At 52.0% G+C, this 22,606-nt stretch carries 17 protein-coding genes and 3 pseudogenes; 13 read left to right on the top strand and 7 right to left on the bottom strand.

The window, feature by feature from the left end; translation table 11 throughout:
- Window positions 1–135: 135 nt before the first annotated feature.
- Window positions 136–273: pseudogene (locus KRAC_RS75745) on the bottom strand (GntR family transcriptional regulator); the annotation flags it as partial.
- Window positions 274–810: 537 nt separating this feature from the next.
- On the opposite strand from KRAC_RS75745, the gene KRAC_RS65630 reads away from it, so the two are divergent.
- Both KRAC_RS65630 and KRAC_RS10135 read left to right on the top strand, forming a co-directional pair.
- The gene (locus KRAC_RS65630; protein ID WP_007906668.1) at window positions 811–1,944 is read left to right on the top strand and encodes an IS630 family transposase; all 1,134 of its coding nucleotides are present in this window, start codon (window positions 811–813) and stop codon (window positions 1,942–1,944) included.
- A 333-nt stretch (window positions 1,945–2,277) separates the two neighbouring features.
- Window positions 2,278–3,111: an aminoglycoside adenylyltransferase domain-containing protein gene (locus tag KRAC_RS10135; RefSeq protein WP_007906666.1), complete on the top strand. Its 834-nt coding sequence runs from the start codon at window positions 2,278–2,280 to the stop codon at window positions 3,109–3,111.
- A 143-nt stretch (window positions 3,112–3,254) separates the two neighbouring features.
- Here the strand turns inward: KRAC_RS10135 and KRAC_RS75740 are convergent.
- A pseudogene (locus tag KRAC_RS75740) lies at window positions 3,255–3,418 on the bottom strand (transposase); the annotation flags it as partial.
- 24 nt (window positions 3,419–3,442) lie between these two features.
- Here KRAC_RS75740 and KRAC_RS79385 point away from each other — a divergent pair.
- Window positions 3,443–3,632 (top strand): annotated as a pseudogene (locus tag KRAC_RS79385) (hypothetical protein); the annotation flags it as partial.
- Window positions 3,633–3,675: 43 nt separating this feature from the next.
- Here KRAC_RS79385 and KRAC_RS10125 read toward each other — a convergent pair.
- Both KRAC_RS10125 and KRAC_RS10120 read right to left on the bottom strand, forming a co-directional pair.
- Entirely contained in the window at window positions 3,676–5,073 is a 1,398-nt protein-coding gene (locus KRAC_RS10125; protein ID WP_007906663.1) for a sensor histidine kinase, read from the bottom strand.
- Window positions 5,060–5,767 (bottom strand): response regulator transcription factor, encoded by a 708-nt coding sequence (locus KRAC_RS10120; protein WP_007906661.1) that lies wholly within the window; start codon window positions 5,765–5,767, stop codon window positions 5,060–5,062. The genes KRAC_RS10125 and KRAC_RS10120 overlap by 14 nt, the downstream gene beginning before the upstream one ends.
- 453 nt (window positions 5,768–6,220) lie before the next feature.
- Between KRAC_RS10120 and KRAC_RS61225 the strand changes: the two genes are divergently transcribed.
- The 9 genes from KRAC_RS61225 (at window position 6,221) to KRAC_RS10075 (ending at window position 16,632) form a co-directional block, all read left to right on the top strand.
- The gene (locus KRAC_RS61225) at window positions 6,221–6,718 is read left to right on the top strand and encodes a GtrA family protein (RefSeq protein ID WP_007906659.1); all 498 of its coding nucleotides are present in this window, start codon (window positions 6,221–6,223) and stop codon (window positions 6,716–6,718) included.
- A 46-nt stretch (window positions 6,719–6,764) separates the two neighbouring features.
- Window positions 6,765–7,571: a glycosyltransferase family 2 protein gene (locus tag KRAC_RS10110; protein ID WP_007906657.1), complete on the top strand. Its 807-nt coding sequence runs from the start codon at window positions 6,765–6,767 to the stop codon at window positions 7,569–7,571.
- Window positions 7,572–7,641: 70 nt separating this feature from the next.
- Window positions 7,642–9,921 carry an ArnT family glycosyltransferase gene (locus tag KRAC_RS74480; RefSeq protein WP_007906656.1) on the top strand — a complete coding sequence of 760 codons (2,280 nt, stop codon included), beginning with the start codon at window positions 7,642–7,644 and terminating at the stop codon, window positions 9,919–9,921.
- 175 nt (window positions 9,922–10,096) lie between these two features.
- On the top strand, window positions 10,097–11,554 hold the full coding sequence (locus tag KRAC_RS10100) for an ABC transporter permease (RefSeq protein ID WP_007906655.1): 1,458 nt from the start codon (window positions 10,097–10,099) through the stop codon (window positions 11,552–11,554).
- Between the two features lie 20 nt (window positions 11,555–11,574).
- Window positions 11,575–12,381 carry an ABC transporter ATP-binding protein gene (locus KRAC_RS10095; RefSeq protein WP_007906654.1) on the top strand — a complete coding sequence of 269 codons (807 nt, stop codon included), beginning with the start codon at window positions 11,575–11,577 and terminating at the stop codon, window positions 12,379–12,381.
- 124 nt (window positions 12,382–12,505) lie between these two features.
- A complete protein-coding gene (locus KRAC_RS61220) occupies window positions 12,506–13,513 on the top strand; it encodes an IS630 family transposase (protein ID WP_052568120.1) in 1,008 nt (335 codons plus the stop codon).
- A gap of 67 nt (window positions 13,514–13,580) precedes the next feature.
- The gene (locus tag KRAC_RS10085; protein ID WP_007906650.1) at window positions 13,581–14,816 is read left to right on the top strand and encodes a tetratricopeptide repeat protein; all 1,236 of its coding nucleotides are present in this window, start codon (window positions 13,581–13,583) and stop codon (window positions 14,814–14,816) included.
- A gap of 594 nt (window positions 14,817–15,410) precedes the next feature.
- Window positions 15,411–15,848 (top strand): MarR family winged helix-turn-helix transcriptional regulator, encoded by a 438-nt coding sequence (locus KRAC_RS10080; RefSeq protein WP_007906648.1) that lies wholly within the window; start codon window positions 15,411–15,413, stop codon window positions 15,846–15,848.
- Window positions 15,849–15,996: 148 nt separating this feature from the next.
- Window positions 15,997–16,632 carry an LUD domain-containing protein gene (locus KRAC_RS10075; RefSeq protein ID WP_007906644.1) on the top strand — a complete coding sequence of 212 codons (636 nt, stop codon included), beginning with the start codon at window positions 15,997–15,999 and terminating at the stop codon, window positions 16,630–16,632.
- A gap of 70 nt (window positions 16,633–16,702) precedes the next feature.
- Here the strand turns inward: KRAC_RS10075 and KRAC_RS75730 are convergent, their stop codons facing one another.
- Complete coding sequence (locus KRAC_RS75730; protein ID WP_244422149.1) at window positions 16,703–17,197, bottom strand: hypothetical protein; 495 nt, start codon at window positions 17,195–17,197, stop codon at window positions 16,703–16,705.
- Between KRAC_RS75730 and KRAC_RS10070 the strand changes: the two genes are divergently transcribed.
- A complete protein-coding gene (locus KRAC_RS10070; RefSeq protein WP_244422113.1) occupies window positions 17,078–18,094 on the top strand; it encodes an LLM class flavin-dependent oxidoreductase in 1,017 nt (338 codons plus the stop codon). The two genes, KRAC_RS75730 and KRAC_RS10070, sit on opposite strands and share 120 nt — an antisense overlap.
- Before the next feature lie 1,031 nt (window positions 18,095–19,125).
- Here the strand turns inward: KRAC_RS10070 and KRAC_RS10065 are convergent.
- Together KRAC_RS10065 and KRAC_RS10060 are read right to left on the bottom strand one after the other, a co-directional pair.
- Window positions 19,126–19,698 carry a peroxiredoxin family protein gene (locus KRAC_RS10065; RefSeq protein WP_007906636.1) on the bottom strand — a complete coding sequence of 191 codons (573 nt, stop codon included), beginning with the start codon at window positions 19,696–19,698 and terminating at the stop codon, window positions 19,126–19,128.
- A gap of 539 nt (window positions 19,699–20,237) precedes the next feature.
- A complete protein-coding gene (locus tag KRAC_RS10060) occupies window positions 20,238–22,484 on the bottom strand; it encodes an ATP-binding cassette domain-containing protein (protein WP_007906635.1) in 2,247 nt (748 codons plus the stop codon).
- Window positions 22,485–22,606: the final 122 nt, after the last annotated feature.

The following is a 22,606-nucleotide window of genomic DNA, read 5'->3' as shown; positions in this document are numbered from 1 at the left end:
TGTGCTTTCGTCGGGAGCTGTTTTTCCCTGTGGAACTCCTTTGGGAAGGAAAAAGGTCTCAGGAAGGTCGCACGCTACCCTGGTCCCCTGCCCGACCCTTCTTTCGATATAGCCTTCAGCACAGAGATGTTCATAGGCATTGCTCACTGTATTCAGAGAAAAACCTAATTCGCTTGCCAGAACCCGTGTTGATGGGAGGACTTGACCTGGTTGCAATTGACCACTCAGGATGGCATGACGCAGTCGATCATACAACTGGCGATGCAATGGCATCGTGAATGTGTGATTGAGGGCAAGATCTGCTGTGTTTTGAAGTGCTTGTCGTCTTTTTGCCATGATTGAAAAGGAAGCCTCCAGCAAATGACACCATCAAATTTGCAAAAATGACTCTTGAAGGGGCTCTCTTTCTAGATTATGCTTCCTGCAAAGGTCATCACACGTTCTGATTGTAAGACTTCTTATTGGTAGAGATTGCTGAGAATGTGAGGAGAGTAAGCAAAGTGAAGGAGAAGACATTTGCCGTTCTGGAGTGTCAGTGGATTGGGAATGACTTACACCGAATTCGACATTTACAGCAGGAGCAACTCGTCTATGGTCCCTATGCTCTCATTCCTGACACTGTTCAGACGTATGAAGAGGCAATTCAATCTCTCGTGGCAGAGAACTTACGTCAACAATATGAAACACGACGGGAGAGGAGGAAATTGAACACTGCGAGGTGATGCTTGGGCTCAAATACTAGTGCTCCGTTCGTGAAGTGGTGATAGAATCAGAAGAGAGGAAGGTGGAAAAGAGAAAGGAGCGCGAGAGATGCCGAAGATCCTGCGAGCGCGAGCAGCGCAAGATGAACGCGAAGAGAGGCGAGTGCGCAAACTGGCCGCCAGCCGGCATGGACCAGCGGATTGGATCCTGCATGCACAGATGGTCGTGCGCAGCTGGGATGGAGAACGCGTGGAAGCCATTGCGCAGGCCCTGCACTGTGACGCGCAGACCGTGCGCCGTCGGTTGCACCGCTTTGAGACAGGGGGGATTGAGGGGCTGGGTGATCGACCCAAAGCCGGCCGTCCTCGTCGCTTGACGACAGAAGATGACAGCCGGATCATTGCCCTGGCCAAGCAGCCGCCTCCCGGGCGGTTGGTCAGGTACACTGACGGAAGCCTGGAGGCCAGAGAGGAGCAAAAAGCCGCGCAGTGGAGCCTGGATGCACTGGCCCAGGCAGCCAAGGAAGCCGGGATTGCCGTGAAACGCAGCCAGATCCGTACGATCTTGCTGCGCGAAGGGGTGCGGTGGCGTCGGACCCACAGTTGGGGGACCAGCGATGAAAAAGACGCGCGTCCCAAAAGGGTAGCGGTCGTCAGCCACTACACCGACCCACCCGCAGGCTCGACGACCATCTGTACCGACGAATTAGGGCCGGTCTTGCCCCGCAGCTTTCCCCCAGCACCTGGCTGGTCGCCGAATGGGCACCGGATCAAAGCGCCTCTGGAGTACAGCCGAGGACTGGAGAAAACCTGGATCTATGGGGCGTTGCGTGTGCGCGATGGCAAAGAACTCACCCGCTGTGCGCCCGCGCGCAACTCGACGAATTCTATCGAGTTGCTCAAACTGATCGAAGCCGACAATCCAACGGGCGACATTTTCATTATCACAGATAATCTGAGCAGCCACAACAGCCTGGAAACCCGCACCTGGCTGGCAGAACATCCCCGCATCCACCACGTCTTCATTCCCAAAGGAGCGTGCTGGCTCAACCTGCAAGAAGGCTGGTGGCGGCTCTTCCGCCGCGATGCCTTCGCCGGCCAGAGCTTTGCCAACCCGAGCGAGATTGATCTGGCCAGGCGCGTGGCGACCGCGCAACTCAACCACCGAGCCAAGCCCTGGGTTTGGGGACGGCCTCCCAAGACTCGTCGCCACTATCGGCGGCTCTTTTCTTACCGCATTTAACGAACGGAGCACTAGATAGTTGCTTCAAGACCTCGAGAAAGCTAGCGTTATCATACTTGTACTGTTTTATACTATAAAGAGGTCTGTCGCTGTCAAAATGTCACTATCTCCATCGAATAGTTGCGATTCTGCTGGCATTATTGCCTCAAATTGCTTTCCCAATACCGCTCGTAGCCGTTCTCCATGCTGGTAGACGTACTCTTGCAAGAGAGGAAGAATACGGATGGTGTAAGGAATGAGAAGAGGGGAAGTGGGCAAGGCTAGCTAGAACTTCTCAGGCATCTGGGTGCGAGATAGGAAACGCTTGTGTGTACTCATCCAAGGAGGTGTCAAGTGTCAATCAATCCTGATACTCGATTGCAGAACCTGCCACCCGAAATTCAAACCTACTCTCTGCAAATGGTTCAGTTACTTCATAACTATTTGCAAGGGAATTTATTAGGGGTCTACATAGTCGGTTCCGCAGCATTAGGAGGGTTTATTGTTGGTAGAAGCGATATCGATATACAAGGGGTATGTGCACGACAACTCAGCCAGGAAGAAAAGGAACAGATTACTTCCTTACTTGCCCATCCTTCCTTACCATGTCCAACGCGAGGATGTGAATTTGTTCTCTACAGTAGAGAGAAAGTAACTATCCCCTCTCCAACTGCCGGATTTGAAGTGAATCTCAATTCTGGTCCTCAAATGTGCTTTCACGTCACCTATGATTCAAAGGATGAATCATTTCACTGGTTTCTCCTCGATCGATCAATTGCACGAGAACATGGTATCAGCATTTTTGGCCCAGATGCTCACGAACTCTTTGGGGTCATTCCGAGAACATGGCTACTCAATGCTCTTCTCACTTCATTGCGCTGGCATACAGACCATGATGAGGCTGGCTATTCCAGTATCCTCAATGCATGTCGAGGGTGGCGATTTGCTGAAGAGAATCAATGGTCATCAAAAGTAGATGCGATTGAGTGGGCCAAAACACGTGTTGCTGATGGTGAGCTGCTTACGCAAGCCCTCGCTTTACGCGCTGGAACATGTGACGAAACATTAGATCAAAAGAAGGTAAAACAGTTTCTCAACAGCATCAGAGAGAGAATAGAGCAAGTACAACAGGTTGACACTCCCCGCACACATGACAGGGGATGCTTCTTTCATCCAGGCGGCTTGTAGCCTCCCATTGCTGAGGCTCCGTAGAGGCCCTCCTGTCCAGAAGCGTTTTACGAGACAAGCTCGTTGGTTCTCGTCTGCCCTACAATATTCCCTGCTTCCATTCTTCCGGTTTGAGCGAATTGCGCACCAGATGGAAGCTGGACGCGTGTGTGGGTAGAGCGTCTCAATGGCTTCAGGTAAGCCTGTGAGTCCATCCACACAGGCGATAAAGATGTCCTTGATTCCTCGGTTGTGCAATTCTGTGAAGACGGGTAACCAGAATGAGGGCGCCCTCATTCTGCCCCAATCACATCCCAAGCAGTTCTTTACATCAGCCCGCACAGGCATAGCGCTTCTTTCGGCCATTGGTCCCATCGCTGGACATTTCCAACCACGAAGACATCGTTTGCGTGCTCGGGAGTACCGTGCCATTTTGCAGGGCCGATTCCAACAATGAAACGCGGGTGACTGGAGTCAAGCGGGTCTGCATCACTATACCAACCTCCCACTTCTCATTGTCCTTCCACCGCTTTTTTATATAGATCATCAGCATCTTTCGTTTTTATAAATAAGTTGACAATACCTTTAAATAGCCTTGCTTGAACTTGCAATAGGCAGGGTAAATATGAAGCAGGTGCCCTGTCCCACATAGCTTTCCACGGTAATACGCCCACCATGTGCACATACCAGTTGCTCAACGATCGCCAGCCCGAGGCCGCTACCCCCTGTCTCACGGGTACGGGAGGTATCGGCACGGTAAAAGTGTTTAAAGATATAAGGCAAGTGCTCGGCTGCGATGCCCATCCCATTGTCTCGTACAGACACCTGTATCTCTTTTTGCAGAGCCCGTGCGCTCACCCGAACCTCCCCTTGCTCAGGCGTATATTTGATCGCATTATTCAAAAGATTGCGCATAATTTGTCCTACCCGTTGTGCATCTGCCTCGACCAATGGCAGATTGGGTGCGATATTGGCGGAAAAGGAGATCTTCTTGTTCTCTGCCTGAAGGGATAGAGCATTGATCGCCTTGGTGATGACATCCTCCAGCGCGATGTGAACTCGTTGCAGGCGCAATTGTCCTGCTTCAGCCAGGGCCAGATCCTGGAGATCTGTAACCATACGACTCAGGAGCATGGCTTCTTCATAGATTGATGCAATGACTGCGGGATCTGGCGTGATCACCTGGTCCTGGAACGCTTCGAGGTAACCACGAATATTGGTGAGCGGTGTTCGTAGCTCATGAGCAATATTGCTCAATAATTGGCGGCGCAGATGCTCTGAACGCTCCAGGCTATCTGCCATTGTATCAAAGGCGTGTGCCAGATCGCCGATTTCGTCTAGCCTCCGAATCTGCACTCTCTGCGTGAGATTCCCCTGCTCCAATTGTCTGGCCGCACGAGTTAAGGCGCGAACTGGTTTGAGAATGGTACCTGATAACATAATTGCCAGGATAAAGGCCACAAACCCGGCTACGAGAACGGCGAGCTCCAGCGCACGATTCACAGAATCAATAAAGTTTGTATTCGTCAGTGGCGCTGGCGGACCAGAAGCTACGATTCTCCCATCGGTTGACATAATGCGTACCGCTCTGCCGGGTGGAAATGGGGCTTCGGGCAAAGGAGGTTTTCCTGCGTTTGTGCTTTCAAGCGTGAGGAACAAGGGAATCGTCAGTGTCTGACCGACGAGCTTGCTTGCCGAATCGGCGACAATGAGCTGGTTGGGGTTAATTACAAGCGTCCTGACCTTATTTTGGGTCGCGCTTTGCTCAATCAGGGCTTGCAACCGCTGTGCATCCTGGTGCTGGTGATAAATGGCCTGAATTTGAGAGATCAGCCCTTGATCATTAGTCTGTCCGTTATCCAGGTAATGTTGAAATCTGTCTCGCGTGATCTGGCTGGCAAAGACAGCATATGCTCCTAACGCTATCGTTACGACGAGCATGAACATCAGTATCAAACGTACTCGTATACTACGAATCCTCATACTCTTTCTCTTTTCGTAATTTATAGCCAACTCCATATACCGTATGTAGATAGATGGGCTGATCAGGGAAAGGCTCAATCTTCTTGCGCAAGTTCATAAGATGCACATCAATGGTACGATCAAAACCCTCATAGTCAATGCCAAAGACCCTCGTGACCAGTTCTGCACGGCTAAAGGCACGGCCCGGTTCCCTTGCCAGTGTCTCCAGGAGTTTGAACTCTTTGGGGGTGAGACGAACGACAGTATTATGCAACCTGGCTTCATGCGCGTCAAAATCTACAACGAGGTCGCCCAGGCGCAGCGCTGGTAGACGATCATCCTCTTTCTGCTGGCTTGCGCGTCGCAACACCACTCGCACGCGAGCGACGAGTTCGCGCGGACTGAAGGGCTTCGTCAAGTAATCATCAGCTCCCAGATTCAGACCAAGCAATTTATCGTCCTCGGTCGATCTGGCAGTCAACATAATAATGGGAATGTCACATTCAGCGCGGAGAATACGACAGACATCCAGCCCATCAATGCTTGGCAACATCCAATCCAGGATGATCAGGCTCGGTTGTTTCTGTCGGGCCAGTTTCAGGGCCTGGGGCCCATCAGAGGCAATGATGACCTGATACCGCTCTTTCTCAAGGTAGATGCGGATCAGGTCTACTATTTTTCTATCGTCATCAACGACCAAAATTGTGTGCTGCATATTTCCTTCTGGAGTTCATTGAACTTGTTAGGGTAGATGCGGATCAGGTCTACTATCTTTCTATCGTCACCAACGACCAAAACTGTGTACTGCCTGGAGCTTATCGAACTAGTTTTTGCACGTTCGTATAGAGCCAAGATGCGGTCCTCTCGCTGCGCTTAGTATAGAAGAAAAATATAAAGTTTGTATGAAGACAGCGGAAAAGAAAGACAGAGCATTGTGGCATGCTCGACGTGGGCACTTGCGAACCCTTGCAATAAGCAAACAAACAGTATCTTGATGACTTCTTTATAAGATCTTCATAATGCTCCTGCTATAGTTGGATGTGTCGAGAAGGGAACTTGAAAAAAGCAAGCCAATCGACATTAAGAAAAACCATCGCGATTCTCTGACTCATATCAAAGAACGGAAAACTTTTTTGTTGGTTGTCAATGCGAGTGAAAGGAGTGTCTATTGATCGAGACAGAGGAAGTTCACAATAGACAGCAAGAGACAAAAGATGTCTACAAGCCTCCCTTACTTGCACATTGGAAGACGCATCCTCTGCAGGTAGTACGCTTTGGTCTGGTAGGGGGTGTCAACACCGGGCTGGATTTACTCGCCTTAAATGCTCTCCTCTTGCTGTTGCCAACGAACCGGACCTGGTTGATTCTGGCCTATAACGTCGTAGCATATAGCTTTGGTGCGTTCAATAGTTTCTTACTGAATAAGTACTGGACATTCCGCAATAAGCAGAGCATGAGCTGGCACGAATTAACACGTTTTGCTTGCACAACCTTTTTGGGGATGGTGGTGAATACGATGCTCGTCTGGGTGATACGTACTTTTCCTCATCCTTTCGTTCAAAGCATTACCCTCTGGACGAACCTTTCTAAGGTCCTTGCAATCATTGTCTCTGCTTCCATTTCGTTTCTCGGCATGCGTCTCTGGGTTTTTGTGCAAAAGCCATGAAACGTCGATTTCTGCAAGCAGACAATCTAGGGGAAGAGAGGAATTTATGTCTTATCATTTTGAGCAAATCAATAAACAAGCTTCAGCGTCGGCTGTAACCACTGCCGAGCCCATCGCAGAACACCCTGATACCAGATTGAACACCACCTATAGTCTCTCTGTTGTGTTGCCAGCGTATAACGAAGAACATGTTATCGCGATGACTGTACGTGATGTGCTCACTCGGCTTGATCGCTGGGGTATCGACTATGAGATCATCGTCATAAATGACGGCAGCAAGGACCGGACTGCGGCTCTTGTTGCCGAGATTTCCGCTGTCCATCCTCAGGTTCGCCTGATCAACCATGCCACCAATCAAGGATATGGGGCAGCGCTCGTCAGTGGCTTTGCCGCAGCATCAAAGAGCCTGACGTTCTTTATGGATTCTGATGGACAGTTTGCGATTGAGGAACTGCGTAGCTTTTTCGCCTTTATTGATACCTATGATGCCGTGATCGGGTACCGCCTCAATCGCCAGGATACCTGGATACGCAAATTGAATGCCTGGGGATGGAAATTTCTTGTTCATCTCGTGCTGGGTGTTTCTGTCCGTGATATCGATTGTGCATTCAAGCTTCTGCATACGCAATTGCTCCACGAATCCCCTCTGGAGACCCGAGGAGCCATGATCAATGCAGAATTACTCTACAAGTTGAAGCAAACACATCATTTCTATAAAGAGATCGGCGTTCATCATTTCCCTCGGCGCGCTGGTCGTGCGACTGGTGCTAAGGTCAGCGTTATCTTACGTGCTTTTGGAGAGCTCTTTTCTTATGCGACCAAATGGAAGCGTGACGGAATGAAGCAAAGATAGCTTTACGTTGGATGATTCATGCATGCAGCATCTGATAGTTGCTTGATTTTCATATATGGGGATAATACACATGCAAATGAAAAACATGTCTTTCACAACGCATCGCCAGGGCGATACTTCTGCGCAGGATGTGGGACAGCGTGAAACGGTCGCACCGACTCGCACCTGGCACCGCATCGCGCTAGCTTTGATTGTCGTCATCGCGGCGTTTTTGAACTTTTTTCAACAGCAACAAAATGGCTATGGAAACCAATTTTATGCTGCCGCCGTCAGAAGTATGCTTGATAGCTGGCATAATTTCTTCTTTGTCGCCTTTGATCCGGCTGGCTTCGTCACGGTTGATAAACCACCGCTTGGATTATGGATTCAGACCGCCAGTGCAGCCATATTTGGCTTTTCTGGGTTCAGCATTATCCTGCCACAATCCGTAGCCGGTATCCTCTCGGTGCTCGTGCTTTACTGGCTGGTGCGCCGTAAATTCGGTCCGGTCATGGGCTTGCTCGCCGCGCTTTTCCTGGCCCTGACCCCAATTAGTGTCGCGATGAACCGTGATAATAATCTTGATATGCTTCTGGTGCTCTTTGTTTTGTTAGCAACCTGGGCTGTCAGTCTAGCGGCTGAGACCGGCCGTTTGCGCTGGCTTTTGCTCGGGGCACTCCTGATTGCGTTTGGCTTCAACGTCAAAACATTAGAGGCCTATCTGGTCATTCCAGCGTTAGGGTTGCTCTACCTGTTGACGGCACCATTGAGTTGGCGCAAGCGGATACTCCATCTGGTTCTGGCAACGCTGATCATGCTCATTGTGTCATTTTCCTGGATTGTGGCCGTCGATATGGTACCAGCTTCGCAACGCCCATACGTTGATTCAACCTCGGATAATTCCGAACTCAGTTTGACTCTTGGCTACAACGGTATTCAACGTTTGCTGGGAACGAGTCAGGCTGGAGGAGGATCCCAGCCAGGCACGACCGACTCAAGGAGCACTTCTGTTACACCACCGACGTCTACATCCCAACCACCCTTTCCTGGGAGATTGGGCAATGGTGGAGGTACGGCGAACGGACTTCGTGGAGGAGCGGGCAATGGTGGAGGTACGGCGAACATATTCAACGGGGGCGGGCCAGCAAGTCCATTGCGATTTTTTAACGTGGATTTAGGTGGACAGGTCAGCTGGCTCTTGCCAATGGCGATTTTGGGACTCCTGGCTTTGCTCTGGCAACGTCGTGTCAGCTTCCCTCTTGATAATCGTTTGCAGGCGAGTGTGTTGTGGGGAGTATGGCTGTTAACAATGGGAACCTTTTTCAGTATCGCCAGCTTCTTTCATACATATTACATGGTGATCATCGCTCCTGCAATCGCTGCACTTGCAGCGATTGGTCTGGTCACCTTATGGAATGATTATCGTATGCGTGCTGACTGGCGTGGTTGGATATTACCGCTAGCTCTGCTGCTCACAGCGGGAGAACAGCTCTATCTGCTCTCCTCCTCTAACAGTTGGAATACAGTATTATCTCCAATTGTATTGATCCTGACGATACTTTCGGCAGCAGTACTCGTTTTTGCACGACTACGCCCCACATTGATCATCAATTCAAATTCCTGGTTGCGTTCTGCAATCGTTGCCGGTGTAGCTGTGTTGCTCATTACGCCAGCGATCTGGTCGTTTACAACGACCCTCCACCCGGAAAATACAACGTTGCCAACTGCTGGCCCTTCAACCATGGGGGGGATGATGGCCTTTCCAGGCGCTGATGGCGGTAGTATGTCATCCAAATATCGCACGGGTTCATTTAGCTCAACAGATTCCAAAGGTCGTGCTGGTGGCCCTCCGGCCGGTTTTGGTGGTATGGGAATGGGAGGAGGTGCGGCATCAGATCAAAAGCTGATCGATTACCTGACAGCAAATCAAGGAACGGCCCGTTACTTGTTGGCAACAATTCGCTCCACATCTGCCGAGTCGATTATTGTACAGACGAATAAGCCTGTAATGGCCTTAGGTGGATATCTCGGCAGTGACCCGATTCTAACCCAGAGTCAATTGACCTCGCTGATCAAGGATGGAACGGTACGTTACTTCCTGCTCCAGTCTCCGGGTAATCCGAATACAACGACCGATGCTTCTCCGACTCAGGCGAGCGGACCCACAGGGACAGGACAAATGAGGGGGAATGGCGGCGGTGGCCTATTAGGTGCTGGTCAGAATCAACAATTGACTGGCTGGGTACAGTCGCATTGTTCGATCGTACAGGCAAGCCTCTGGAGCACCAGTTCTACGCAATCGAATACGGCCGCCGGTGGTGGCTCTGATGTGGGCGGTCAACAACTATATGACTGTTCCTCGTTGCATTAAATAAATATCGTTCATAACCTTCCTCGATTCCTCCAGTGTTGAGGAAGGTCATGTATTGTTGGTGACCCGTTTCTGTGTACTTTGAAGGTTTGCCGCTTTGCATCAAAGATCAACAGCGGAAAAAAGATAAAACCAGTCACCGGGCTAACGGATAAAACGAAGGAGTACTAGTTGCATGGGTATAGTCTTACGCGGTATGCGAAACGTGGTACGGAATCCACTACGGTTGCTGCTCATCGTCTTGCTACTGGGAGCAAGCTTGATGTTTGTTGCGGCCATGGTCAGCCTCAACAGTAGCGCGCAGCAGCAACTTACCAAAGTGCGCTCAGAGGTAGGAACGGGCGTTACCATCAGTTATGTGACCGACAACCAGAGTCAAACACAGGATAATGGGAATAACAGCAGTGGAAATACTAGAGGTTTCCCCGGTGGCAATGGTGGTAATGGTGGTAATGGTGGTAATGGCGGCTTCAATCTGTTCCAATCACAAAACGCGAGCACGCCGATACCATCTGATGCCATCGATAAGGTCAAAAAGGTTTCTGGTGTTACCAGTGTCGAGGAGAGCCTGAGGCGCTACGACACCGATCAGGAATTGAAGACCGCCAGTGTCCAGATGCCTAATGGACAAAGCAGGACTATTCCAGCCTCGATTTATGGGATTTCAAGCGGCTCCACGCATTTCACTATCCAGGGTGGCACACCTACAATTACCTCTGGACGCGGCCTCCAGACGAGCGATGCTACGGCAAACGTCGCGCTCATGAGCAAGACACTGGCTGACACGAATAACCTTAAAGTTGGTTCAACCTTTACGCTCAAGGGTACCAAGCTCACAGTTATTGGACTCTACACCTCGGACGCAGCCACAGCCGATAATACGCTCACCTTGCCCCTGGCAACCATGCAAAAGCTTTATGCCGTTAGTGGCGTCGACAGTATTACGGCCTATGCTACCACCTATGACCAGGTAGACGCCGTTGCAACCACTATCCGCACAGCACTGGGCAGCAAATATAACGTCGTCACCGAGAGCAAAATGTACTCAAGCTCGATTAGTGCGCTCAGTACCGCACAAAACAGCATCAAGCTGGCGCTCATCGTCGCCATAGCTACCTCGGCCGCGATTATCATCTTCTCGGTCTTCGTTATCGTTCGCGAACGCACCGCGGAAATCGGTACGCTCAAGGCAATAGGTGCCTCACACTGGCAGGTAATAGGGCAGTTCTGGACGGAAGTCTTGGCCCTCAGTGTCCTGGCATCGGCGGTCGCGACCGTGCTTCTCGTGACACTTGGTCCCATCATCTCACAGAAGTTTGATGTCTCCACTGCATCCAGTGATATTGGTTCTGTAGCTGGCAGAGGCTCATTTATGACGAGAGGAACTCCAACGACACAAGGCACACAGGGAGGTCCATCGTTCCAGGGCTTTCAGGGTGGCTTCCAGGGCTTTCGCCAGGGATTAACGCAGCAGCTTGGCGATATTCACCTATCAACAGTGACCCTTAACGGGCAAACATTGCTCATCATCATGGGGTTGGGAATCGGTCTGGCAATCTTAACAAGCGTCATTCCCGCGCTCTATGTCGCGCGCATCCGACCTGCAGTCGTACTGAGAAAAGGCAACAACTAGTCTGAGGAGCGAGGAAAACTATGGAAGAAGAGACCATTATTGACGCGGCTACGCCCGCAGTTCTAGAGAAAGAGCCAACCGTTCAGAAAGAGCCGGTTGTTACGATTGTCGCTGATCATCTCAGCAAGCACTTTAAGATGCATGGTGAGGTCATCAAGGCCGTAGACGAGGCAAGCTTTGTCTTTACAGAGGGGCAATTTGTCACCATCATGGGTCCCAGCGGCAGCGGCAAATCGACCCTGCTCTATATTCTTGGAAGCCTGGATAAACCGACTGGAGGCGAACTGGTCGTCGATGGTGTTAATGTGATGAGCCTGACCGGGCCAAAGGAGCACACGTTCAGGCGTCAAAACGTGGGCTTCGTTTTCCAATCGTTTCACCTGATTCCCAATCTGACGGCGCTAGAGAATGTCATGCTTCCAATGGAGCTGGCAGGAGGAAAGTCACGAGCCGACATGCGCGAGCGAGCGCGGACACTTCTGCTCCAGGTCGGTATCGATGAGAATCGCCACCGGCATCACCCTGGCAGGCTCTCTGGTGGACAAAAGCAGCGCGTCGCCATCGCGCGGGCACTCGCCAACGATCCCAAAGTCATCCTGGCGGATGAGCCGACTGGAAACCTGGACTCACAGAATGGCAAGCGCATTATAGACCTGTTAAAGCGCCTGGCGAATCAAGGGCGCACGGTCATCGTAGTCAGTCATGATCGCAGCGTAGCGAAGGTGGCGGATGTGCGCATCGAGATTGAAGATGGCAAGATCGAGGAGATCAGTGGCGTCGTCGTACCTGCGCCTCAGCCAACCCTCAAGAAGAAGCGTAGAAGATAGCGGCTTCACTTCTGGTCATATGCATCTAGAGCCATGCTGGAAAGAATTCATTCTTTCCAGCATGGCTCTAGTCATGCCCACTACAGCGGTGTCCAGAAGGGTTGATCTATGATACACTGTCTGCGTGAAAGCCTATTCTCAAGACCTACGTCAACGCGTGCTGCGAGCCATCGGCCAAGGAAAAAAGCAGGCCGAAGTTGCAGAGATGTTTGCCATTTCCACCGCCACCATCAAACGCTATCTCAAAGCGCGACGAGAGAGGGGGCATGTCTTGCCCCAACCAATCCCTGGTCGTCCCAGCATCAAAGGAGCGGCCTTGCAGGCTGGCTTGCTCGACCAGTTAGAGGCCAACCCCGATGCGACCCGAGAGCAGCACTGCCAGATGTGGGAAGCCAGGACCGGCACCAAGGTCAGCCCCGCTTCCATCAGCCGTGCCAGAATGGCTTTAGGCTGGACGCGAAAAAAAAAGATTCTGAGAGCCAGCGAACAGGATGAAGCGGAACGCGCCGTCTGGCAGGAGCAAGCCAAGCAGTTGCCCACCCAAGATCTGGTCATCGTGGATGAGACGGGTTCGCGGATCAACATGACGCCGCTGTATGCCTATGCTCCGCAAGGAAAGCGGGCCATCGGTACGGTTCCCCGCAACTACGGGGCGAATTTGACATTAATTGCCTCGTTGTCGGTGCAAGGCATGGGCGAATCGATGCCGCTGGATGGCGCAGCTGATGCCGCCGCCTTTGAGACCTACATCGAGCAAATCCTGGCTCCCAGCTTGCGCGAAGGCCAGATCGTGATCCTGGACAATCTCTCGATACACCTGGGGCCTCGGGTCAAAGAGGCCATCGAAGCCCGAGGATGCCAACTCCTGTTTCTGCCTGCCTACTCGCCTGATTTCTCCCCGATAGAGGGAGCGTTTTCCAAATTGAAAACGATCTTGCGACGGGTCGGCGCTCGTACGCGCGAGGCGCTCCAAGACGCGATCATTGAGGTATTGCCTCGCATTACTCCTGCCGATGCGCTCGGCTGGTTTCTGCATTGTGGCTATCCTACGCCTTCGACGCTCCTGGATGGCGCAACAAGAAGGGAACCAGAAGCCGTGAAGTACGAAAGGCGGAGTGAGTTACCGCAATGAGCACACGGAGAGAGAATAGAGAGCCAAAACGACCAGGAAGGTGAATATCCTTCAAGGAGCAATGCCTATGAACGCACCTTTTCCGATGGAGGAACAGCCCTTTTGGGCAGTGATTGAGCAAACCAGACAAGCTACAACTCAACAGGAGCAAACGCAGCGGCTCGCTTATGGGCTGCATGCCCTTTCGCCTGAGCAGATTCGAGCCTTTGACCAACGCTTCCGTTCCTTATCCAACGATCTGTTCCCATCCCAATCCCTGCGACAACTGCTGCTCAATCGGCATTACACCTGGGGAGACGATAGCTGGCACTACTTTCTGTCCTGGATCATCATGCAGGGAAACGATGCCTACACCCTGGCATCCCACGCTTCAGCAAACCTTCTCCCTTTGATTCACGCGCATTCAAAGCCAGCAAAGGGATTAGCAGATATCCCCACCTGGTTTCGCCCCAGATGGCTTCCAGATTTTGAAGGAAGTGCATATGTTGCCGGGAAAGTCTACCTGAAAAAAACGGGACACGAGATCGAGGAGGACGAGGCCCAAGAAGATGAGCACCAGCAGGAACCAGAACCCAACGAATGGGAGGCCCTCCGGATCGCACGAGCCCGTGGCCATAGTCTCCTTCTTCAAGGGTTACGACGCCTTGCAGCACGGCGCAAGCAAGAAGAGGAAACAGATCTGAACGAGGCCGCCTGGGCGTCCAAGCAGTTTTATGCGCTCAATCGGCATGTTCTCAATCCGTACGGCACCCATCGTCCCTGGAGCTTGGATCGCCATCGGTACGAAGAGGCCCTGGAAGCTTTTAAACAGGTGCTACGCTTGCAACCTGATAATCTCTTTGCTCACCGCAAAAAAGGTCAAGCGTTGCAAGCGTTGGGACGGTATGAAGAAGCTTTGATTATCTTCGGTCAGCTTATCCATCTTACACCCGAAGATCTCTCGCTATTCTATGAGAAAGGGGCTCTCTTCTTCGAAGCCGAGCGCTACTGCGAGGCGCTTGCCGTCTTTGATCAGATCTTCCGTCGCAATCCTGACGATGCCATGCTTCATTACTACCAAGGTCTTGCCCTGCTTCGTCTTGGACGCATCCAGGAAGCACTCGGGGCGTTTGAACAGACGCTCCAGCTCGATCCGGACTACTTGCCTGCATACATCGCTCAAGGCAAGCTACTGGTGCAAAGCGGGCGTTCTCAGGAAGCGCTTCATGCCTGCGAACAGGTATTGCGCCTCAATCCACAAACGGCATGGGCGGTCCAAACGCACCAGGTGCTTCTCAGGCACGTTGAACGCAACGATCAGTGACCGAGATCGTTGCCCTCCCTCGACCAGAACCGCGATCTGTCCATGCTGATGAGGAGACGATGGCGGAACATCATTCAGCAACGCTCACTGGAGCGCAATCCTTCTGGACGCCGCTGTAGTCTGCAAAGTCTCAACGTCTGTTGGTACTCAGGAGGAACGATTTTTGTATGACTTTCAAGAGAGCCCTCTGTTCCCCAGGAAGGAGGACGCATGTGATAATCATGTAGAGGCACACGCATCCTGACACGAACACTCATTCTAGTATGTATCTCCCTTCTCCTGGATAATCAGAGGACCAACCGGCTGAGAGGAAGTATAAAAGGGAAAATGTTATGGAACCAGATGAGCAATTTTCCTGGGATGATTTTTCCCACTTTTACAGGTATTGTCAACTTAAAAAATTCTGTTGTTGAGCTTTCACCATTGGCTCCCCATTTTGCGGATGATTTTGTAGAAAACGTCCCCTGAAAACAGGGAAGCGTCACCACTTTTCCCTTATTTCTCTACATGCGTCTTGCTTACCCATGCTTCCTCCTCCTTGACAGGAGTGTCAAATTAGTTTATACTTCAACTATCAAAGACAGGGGGCGATGCATGAAGCATGAACTCAACCTTGGTGTACGGACATGGCTGCACCTTAACCGCGTCAGGTTTAAGGTTGAAAAACACCTTACAAAGCATCTGGAACACTATGACCTCACACCTGCACAATTCGCGGTGCTGGCTCATCTTCAGGCGTTTCCTGACATCTCACAGCAACGGTTGGCCGACCTGCTGTTTGTAACGAAAGGAAATATTGTCGGGCTACTCAACCGTTTGGAGTGTCGCGATTTAGTCCAGCGACGGTCTGACCCGGAGGATGGCCGCATGCATGTGGTCTCTTTGACAGAACGTGGCAGTGCGCTGGCCGCACAGGTGGTCCCAGAACAGGAGAAGTTGGTTGCTGAGTATATGGCGTTCGCCACGCCTGAAGATCAACGTGACCTCCATCAGTTGTTATTCACCCTGAATCGGAATCTTGGACCCGACTAATTTTTTTTGTCAAATTCGTTTAACTATAAACGAATTTGACAAAAAACTGTATCTCCGATGAGAGTTCTAGAGAAAGAAAGTCAAGAGCAAAGAGAAACTTTCTTCGTAGGAAGGCCCTTTGCTCCAGATCGGTAAAGGAGTTATAGACATGGGCAAATCTCAATTGGTACCGAATACGGAATTTCGTTATCTTGCACCTCTGGAGCGCGTGGCGAAAACCGCCGAGGCCCTCACCGCCAATGGTATGCGGACCTTCGTGGTCGCTAACGCTGAGGAGGCACGCAAGAAGGTTTTCGAGCTGATCCCCAATGGCGCTGAGGTTTTCAATGCGACATCTCGTACACTTGACCAGATTGGAGTTGCTACTGAGATTGAGTCATCCGGTCGCTATGATGTCGTGCGCAATCGCCTGATTGGGCTCGATCAAGAGGGACAGGAGCGTGCCAAACGTCAGCTGGGTGCCGCGCCTGATGTACTTGTCGCCAGTGTACACGCAGTCACAGAGCAGGGCCAGTTGATGATTGCTTCAATGAGCGGAAGCCAAATAGGGCCTGGTGTGTCTGGCGCCGCGAAGGTTATCTACGTGGTCGGTACACAGAAGCTGGTTGCGAACCTCAACGAGGGCATCCGCCGCATTCATGAATACACACTGCCACTTGAAGACGAGCGGGCTCTCAATGCCTATGACGTCAATAGCGCGGTGAACAAACTGCTGATCGTCAATCGGGAAATTTTCCCTGGACGCATTTCTGTCATTCTGGTCAATGAGAACCTTGGCTTCTAGACCCATCTAGCACAGCCCTGCTTAACCTGTGTTATCCCTACTACTATTAACATGCCATAAGTATGGCATGTTAATAGTAGTAGGGATCCGATGAAGGCGCCCGGCGCCCAATGAGGAGGTCTGCGACATGCTTGACGATGAAATGGCTGCTGGTGCGGTAATGCTGCAGCGTCTGACGGCTCGGGAGCTGGTGACCTGGCGTTCCCTGCTCGATACGACAGCCGAGCTTCGAGGGATTCTGGGTGCGAAGCCAAGGGAGCCCTGTCTTCGGCGCGTCGTTACACCGAACTGAATTTGAGCTTGCGGTCCGCGCCGAGGCATCGTAGGCCAGCACCGACTCGCTTAGACCCCATATCAGAAAGAGAGCATAGACATGACAACAACACCATCCAGTGCTGCATCCGTACAGTTTCCACTTATCCTGGGCCTTGACACCTTCGGCGATATCGCACACAACGAGGATGACCGCCCACTCTCGCACGCTCAGAACATCCGCGACATCGTTGAACAGGGGGTCCTTGCCGACCAGGCCGGCGTGGATTTCTTCGGGATTGGCGAACACCATACCGGTGACTACCCGCTGTCGGCTGCCGACGTGGTGCTTGGCGCGATCGCTGCACGCACCTCCCGCATCCATCTCGGGTCGGCCGTCACGGTCTTGAGCTCGGACGATCCGGTCCGGGTATTTCAGCGCTACTCCACACTCAACGCTATCTCCGCCGGTCGGGCAGAGGTCATCCTTGGACGAGGCTCCAGCATCGATTCGTTCCCTCTCTTCGGCTACGATCTTGCCGACTACGATGAGCTCTTCGAGGAGAAGACCAGCCTTTTCGCTGAGCTTGTCAAGGGCAGTCCCATCACCTGGCAGGGCAAGACCCGCGCGTCGCTCCACAACCAGGATGTGGTACCGCACGTGGAATTCAGACCGTTTCCCGTGTGGATCGGTGTTGGCGGAAGCCCTCAGTCGGTCATCCGCGCCGCACGCCATGGCTTCTCGCTGATGCTCGCTATCATCGGCGGGTCCCCGCTACGCTTCGCGCCTTTCTCACAACTGTTCCAGCAAGCCCTGGAGCGTTTCGGGCGCCCTCCGTTGCCGGTGGGCATACACGCGCCGGGTCATGTCGCCGCGACCGACGAGGAGGCTCGCGAAGAGTTCTGGCCGCGTTGGCAGGAGGCCGTCCGCAGGATGAGCAAGATCCGCGGCTTCGCCATCCCGACCAGGGAAGGCTTTCTTCATGATATTGGGCCAGAGGGAGCGCTCTATGTGGGGTCGCCAGAGACCGTTGCCCAGAAAATCGCGGCCAATCTCCCCGCTCTCGGCGCGGCCCGCTTCGACCTGAAGTACGGGATGATAGGTCTCTCGCAGCAATCCCTTATGACTGCCATAGAGCTTTACGGCACACAAGTGGTCCCCCGCGTTCGCGAACTCCTGGTGGAAGCGCAAGGTTACCGTTCTCATTGACAGGATCGAATTCGTCATATAGATGGTATTGTCAACTTAAGGAAAATTGTAGAGATTATAGTAGAGAAATAAGGGAAAAGTGGTGAAGCTTCGCTATTTTCAGGGAACATTTTCTACAAAATCTTCCGCAGTGGGGAGCCAATGGTGAAAGCTCAACAACAGGATTTTTTAAGTTGACAATACCTGTGTTTACGCGTTCGTCTCTCTTCTCTCTGAGAGTTTCTGGAGGTCCTGGTCCGATCAGATGGATCATCTGGGTTTCGAGTCGAAGGTGGGTTGCAGTTCATACTTGTTATCAAGCACACTTTCACTGACGAAGACATTCCGTCGTCGAAATGGTTCGGGTGTTGCTGAGCAAAGGAAATAATGGCTGGATTATCGAGCGCCTGGTTAAAGGTATCATTAGAGTGGGCATAATCAGCACTCGATTTCGGTGTAGAGATCAGAATATCATTGCGATCAGAAAACAACTTCTCAAAGGGGATCAAGGACAGATGCGATCGGTGGTTCAGAACCTGTTGGTTCCGTCTGAGTATCCCTAGTGGGATACGCCGACACTTCACAGTGTCGGTGTTTTTTTATGCGTGTTTATGCCGCTTGACCAGTCGCCTCAGCGATTCTGGATTCATCCCAAATCGCTTAGCAACCTGCCGCAATGGCATTTCCTCATCTCGCAAAAGGAATGCCTCTTCTCGCTGGTCACAATGCGTGTGCCAAGCCCTGGATCTGGGGATGACCTCCTCTGTCACCCCGTCGCCGTCGACTACTTTTTTCTTATCGCATTTAAGGAACGTAGCACTAAGGCCAATATGGGCAAGACGTTGGGTTTTGGGAGAGCCCTACAATTGTTTGCCGTTCCAGGTCGTAGATGAGTCCTTCTCCCATAAGCAATCCTCCTACCGTATCGCGTCGTTCCTCTTGCGTTGTCTCACTCCAATACTTTGCTCTATCCTTTAACGTTTCTCCTGCTGAAATAAAAGAGTATGCCGCCCCTGGCGAAGCCAGGGGCGGCATACTCTTTGTCCACAAGATTACTGCCTGGCTGCCTTGTAGGGATAATGTAAGGTCTTGTCGCCCTCCCAGTTCTCGCGGAGCCCGGGTTTAGCGAGATCCCAGTCAGGGCGCGTCTTCTGCATAATAGCGCGTAAGTCTTGACGGAGATCGTCAGGTGACGGGCGGCCCCAGAACCAGTAGCCATTGTAGATCTTGTAGATAATCAGCCCTGGCTCTAGTACGATGGTATGCGGGATCATTGGATTATGGTGGGGATCGGTGTATTCCTGGATATCCAGGTCTTGCTGAATCTTGCGACCTGAATCGGAGAGGAAGGTCCATTGCGCCCCCACTGCGCTGCGAAATTCGTTTGACTCCAGAATATTATCCGTCGAGATAGTCACGATCTGTGTATAAGCGACGGCTATTTTGGGATAGAACGCGGCCAGCTCCAGGTGTTGCTGATGATCTTTGGGACAGTAGTGTCCACGTGAGAGAATCAGGATCATCGGGTCAATGCCCTGTAGCTCACTAAGCTTACGCCGGGTTCTGGTGTGATCGGTCAGTTCATAGTCGGGAAATTGCGCACCGGGAACGATATCTGCTCGCATGCTAGACCTCCTGTATGGTATAGATGGAACGGCTGAAGGCCTCACTTCTACTATAAGCTTGACTGCTTACTTCTCTATAACACATGAGGCGCGAGGCTTCTTCCCCTGGCTGAAGTTGGTAATAAAATAGACGGTTGGCTGCCTGCTCTGAGAGATATACTTCACTATACAAGTTTTTGCCTGTTTGTAGGAGAAGAATCCTGTCCTTCAATATAATAATACCTGTGTGTTTGAGTCAGGCCTGCTCATGCTGGCCCGGACGAATGGTTTGAGCGTGGGGAGCGGGTACCGGGCTGGGATGATTGCGCGACCGTTGTCACCTTTGTGATGAAAACCAGCAGCCGCAGCCTTTTCCCTGGTGTGGAGAGGGTGTTGCCATGGACGCGAGATCCTCGCCTTCTTGCCCGAGCACTCCGACGGGATGTGGGCCCTCTGGCAAACCAGGCGTAGAGAGGAAGGACCGAGAGGGAGGGCAATGGCGCTCTCCCTCTCTCTATGGGCAGTATGATGCTGACCCGATCACCAACGCTTCCTTCTAGCTAGCGCAAATACTGGCTTGTCAGCGAATGCGTCGCATCGAGCAAATCTCGTGGCGTGCCCTCGAAGATGACTGAGCCTCCCTTATTGCCACCCTCAGGACCCATGTCAATGATCCAATCGGCATTGCGAATCACATCCAGATGGTGTTCAATCACAATTACGGTATTGCCACCATCGACCAGCCGGTTCATAATGGTAAGCAGGTGCCCAATATCCGATAAGTGCAGCCCGGTCGTTGGCTCATCCATAACGTAGATACTGCCTTGCTTATGGAGTTCGCTGGCCAACTTCAATCGCTGGCATTCGCCGCCAGAGAGGGTGCTCAAGGGCTGACCGAGGGTCAGATAGTCTAATCCAACATCGCTCATCGCCTGGAGCTTTGACTGCACATCTTTGATTGTGAAAAACGCGAGTGCCTGCTGGATGGTCATGCCCAGGACATCCGTAATGGATTTCCCATTGAAGGTATAGCCCAGCACTTCGTCCTTAAAGCGCTTCCCGCCACACACCTCGCAGGGAAGTTTGACCCCCTCAAGAAAGCCCAGATCGTTGTAGGTAACACCGAGTCCTTTGCAATTGGGGCAGGCTCCCTTCGAGTTGAAACTGAACAGACCAGCGTCAACGCGGTTGACCGCCGCAAAGGCTTTGCGCACATCATCCATGATGCCGGTATAGGTAGCCGGATTGGAGCGGCTGGAGATGCCTACTGGTGATTGGTCAATCACCACGGCCTCAGGATGCTGGCGGAGGAATGCCTCATTGATCAACGAACTCTTGCCCGAACCAGCCACGCCAGTAACGACCGTTAAGATGCCGGCGGGAATATCTACACTGACATCCTTCAGATTATTCGCTCTGGCGTGGACAATCGGTAGAGTTCCACGGGGTTGCCGGAACGTCTCCTTGAGCGGCCTTTGAAACTGCAAATGGTTGCCAGTGAGCGTGTCTGCTTTGAGCAGGCCAGCAAAGTCGCCATCATACACTACCTGACCACCTTCGCTCCCAGCGCGCGGTCCCATATCCACAAGGTAATCCGCGATTTTCATGACATCGGGGTCATGCTCTACCACGATCACCGTATTGCCTTTATCTCGTAAGTTCTCCAGTTGCTCGTTCAAACGGTGAACATCGCGTGGGTGTAAGCCGACACTGGGTTCGTCAAAAATATACATGACATCCGCCAGGCTCCCGTTGAGGTGCTTGACCATCTTCACACGCTGTGATTCACCGCCAGAGAGAGTGTCAGTTGGGCGATCCAGGCTCAGATACTCCAGACCAATATCCACCAGGTGCTGCAACCGTTGCGTTAGCGTTCGGATGACAGGTGCTGCCTCCGGCTCTTCGATGGTCTGTATCACTCCTACCAGCTCACCAATCTCCATCGCTGAGCACTCGGCAATCGTATACCCATTGATCTTGCAACTCAGTGCCGCTTGATTGAGACGGGCACCCTTACAAAGCGGGCAAGGACCAAGTTTCAAGAAAGGCTCAACCTGCTGCCGGGTGCGCTCGGAGAGGGTTTGAATATCTCTTTTAATAAATTTACGGTTAAATTTGAAAATTAAGCCTTCGTATGTCGCATTCATCTCCTTGTTGCCAATGTCCAGCTTATACTTCCTCGGCTCGCTTTTGAGTAGCAGGTCCATTTCTTCAGCCGTGTAATTGGCCAGTTTCTTGTCATTGTCAAATAAGCCAGAGCGAATATAGAGATCGCGCTCCCAGCTAGCCAATCCCGGGGCGATGACAGCACCCTCATTCAATGACCTGGTTGTGTCAATGAGCGCCTCCGGGTCCACGCCTATCTTGCGGCCAAGACCGTTACACTCCAGGCACATGCCTTGAGGGTCGTTGAAGGAAAACGCATTGGCATAGCCAACGTGTGGTGTACCGATGCGCGAAAAGAGCAGGCGCAACACAGGCGCAATGTCGGTGACCGTTCCTACTGTCGAGTGCGATCCACCCCCCAGGCGTTTCTGGTCCACAATCACGGCCATGCTCAGATTCTCAATCGCATCGGCGTCCGGGAGGGGATAGCGCGGCAGAAAGTTGCGAATGAACATACTAAAATTCTCAAATAAGAGTCGTTGCGCTTCTTGAGCAATGGTGTCAAATACCACGGATGATTTTCCTGAGCCAGACACACCGGTAAAGATGATGATTTTGCGCTTGGGTAGCCGTAACGAGACCTCTTGGAGGTTGTTCTCGCGTGCGCCACGAATTTCAATATATTCTTGAGATATGGTCATAGAAGCTCCCTCTTATATTGCTAGAATAGTGATGGCCGTAGCTTGCAACCAGGAGGTGTTTGTGCCTTGATGCCAGCAATCCTTCGCCCTGACGTTTCCGCTCTTTCCGCACAGACAATCAG

Origin of the sequence: Ktedonobacter racemifer DSM 44963 (assembly GCF_000178855.1) — a bacterium.
In the GTDB taxonomy this organism is placed as follows: domain Bacteria; phylum Chloroflexota; class Ktedonobacteria; order Ktedonobacterales; family Ktedonobacteraceae; genus Ktedonobacter; species Ktedonobacter racemifer.
This window is presented reverse-complemented; position numbering and strand designations above follow the sequence as displayed.